The sequence below is a fragment of the Microbacterium sp. genome (genome assembly GCF_049661145.1).
GTDB lineage: Bacteria > Actinomycetota > Actinomycetes > Actinomycetales > Microbacteriaceae > Microbacterium.
Genome location: NZ_JBASZT010000238.1, coordinates 1 through 2,090 on the forward strand (window position 1 = coordinate 1; position 2,090 = coordinate 2,090).

Sequence of the window (2,090 nt, forward strand, 5' to 3'; positions counted from 1 at the left end):
CCCCTCGGCGAGCGCGCGCCCGACGGGATCGCCGTCGGCCACGACACGGGTCGTGACCTGCCATCCGCGCCCGTGCAGCCAATCGCGCAGGATCGGACCTGTCGTGTCGTCGCGGATGCCTGCCGCGACGCGGGTCGAACACACCAGCACGATCGCGTCGCGCGGCGGCGTGGCGGTCTCGGCATCCGCGGCGGCAACTCGGCCGCTCATGGCCTGCGCCACGTGCCGGACCGCCCGCCGGACTTCTCGATGACGGCGATGTCGCCGATGACGGCGGCGCGGTCGACGGCCTTGATCATGTCGTACAGCGTGAGCGCCGCGACGCTGACCGCCGTCAGCGCCTCCATCTCGACGCCGGTGCGACCGGTCGTGGTGACCGTCGCCTCGATCCGCATGTCGGAGGCCTGCGGGATGATCTCCACAGTGACACCGTCGAGGGGAAGAGGATGACACAGGGGAACGAGATTCGAGGTCTGTTTCGCGGCGAGGATGCCGGCGACGCGGGCAACGGCGATGGCTTCGCCCTTGGGAAGGTCGCCGTCGACGATCCGCGCGACGACGTCGGGCCGGGTCGTGAGCACGGCCTGCGCCGTCGCGGTGCGGTGCGTGATGGCCTTGTCCGCGACGTCTATCATGTGCACGGCGCCGTCGGGACGCTGATGCGTCAGGGGCCCTTCGCGAGCCACGGCTTCGTGCCCGTCCGGCGCGGTAGCGCTATTGAACGGCCGATGCGTCAGGGGCGGCTGCTCGTCGCTATCCATCGATCCTCCAGATCTCCACCTCGTCGCCCGGCTCGAGTCGGTCGGTCTCCGTGGGCACGTGTATCAGCACGGTCGAGCGCGCGTAGGCGTGCAGCAGGTGGGAGGAGGGTCCTCCCACCGGGCGCACGCGGCCGTCGGCATCCACGATGCCACGCCTGACCTGATGCTTGCCGCGTGGTGAGGAGAGCGCCTCGGCGAGCGGGCGGCGCTCCCGGGGGCGCTCGACGTCGGCGGCGGGCTGTCCTGTCGCCAGTGCCCGCAGCAACGGACGCAGGAACACCTCGAACGAGACGAGGCACGAGACGGGGTTGCCGGGAAAGCACACGACGGGCAGGTCGCGGTCGCGAATCCGGGCGAGGCCGAGACCCTGCGGCCCACCGGGTTGCATCGCGACGGCTCCGAACCAGACGCCGAGGGGCTCGAACACGTCGCGCACGACCTCGCGTGATCCGGCGCTGACGCCGCCGACGGTCAGGACGAGGTCCGCACCTGCGGCGTGGTCGCCGAGGACCGCGCGCAGGTCCGCGGACTCGTCGCTCTCGCACGGCGCGACGATCACGTCGGTGCCGGCCTCGACGAGCGCCGACCACAGCGAGAAGCTGTTGGCATCGTGGATCTGACCGGGACGGAGCGGAGTGCCGGGCTGTCGCACCTCGTTTCCGGTGACCGTCAGCAGCACGACGGGTCGACGGCGGACGGTGACCGACGGCAGGCCGGACGACGCGAGCACCCCGAGCGCGGCGGGCGTCAGGCGCGCGCCGGCCGGCAGCAGCAGTTCGCCCCGCCGTACGTCGGTGCCGGTCGCGCGCACGAACGTCCCGGGTGCGACCGGTGCAGCGACGCGGATGCGCGGATGGTCGCGATTGCGGCGCTGGTCGACGGCCTGGACGAGGGGGTGGTCGGCGGGATCGTCGACGGGATCGTCGATGAAGCGCGGCGGGTCCACGTCCTCGACGGGGACGACGGCGTCGGCTCCCGCGGGGATCGGTGCGCCCGTCATGATGGGCGCGGCCTCGCCCACGCCCAAGGCGCCGCCGGTCTCGCCCGCGACGATCGCGGGGCGCACGCGCAGTGTGACCGGCTGTTCGGCCGTCGCGCGCGCGAGGTCGGCGGAGCGCACGGCGTAGCCGTCCATCTGGGAGTTGTCGAACGGGGGGAGGGTTGCCGGGGCGATGACGTCGGCGGCGAGGACCCGGTCGCGCCACTGCGCGGTCTCGGTCTGCAGCGCGGCGATCGTCAAGGGCAGCTCCTCGGTGCCGAGCGCGCTCGGCTGGATGGGTGCGCCCCCCGGCTGGGCGGGCGCGCCCGGATGGGGGAACGCGCCCAGTG

Annotated in this window: 2 protein-coding genes and 1 pseudogene; all 3 read right to left on the minus strand. The window is 73.0% G+C overall.

Annotation, left to right across the window (positions count from 1 at the left end):
* Positions 1 to 210 (minus strand): annotated as a pseudogene (locus WBP48_RS10185) (hypothetical protein); the annotation flags it as partial.
* Positions 207 to 761 (minus strand): cyclic pyranopterin monophosphate synthase MoaC, encoded by a 555-nt coding sequence (moaC, locus tag WBP48_RS10190; RefSeq protein WP_424439838.1) that lies wholly within the window; start codon positions 759 to 761, stop codon positions 207 to 209. The gene moaC and the pseudogene WBP48_RS10185, both read right to left, overlap by 4 nt.
* The coding region (gene glp / locus WBP48_RS10195) for a gephyrin-like molybdotransferase Glp (RefSeq protein ID WP_424439841.1) at positions 754 to 2,090 on the minus strand (1,337 nt) is incomplete at its 5' end. The genes moaC and glp, both read right to left, overlap by 8 nt.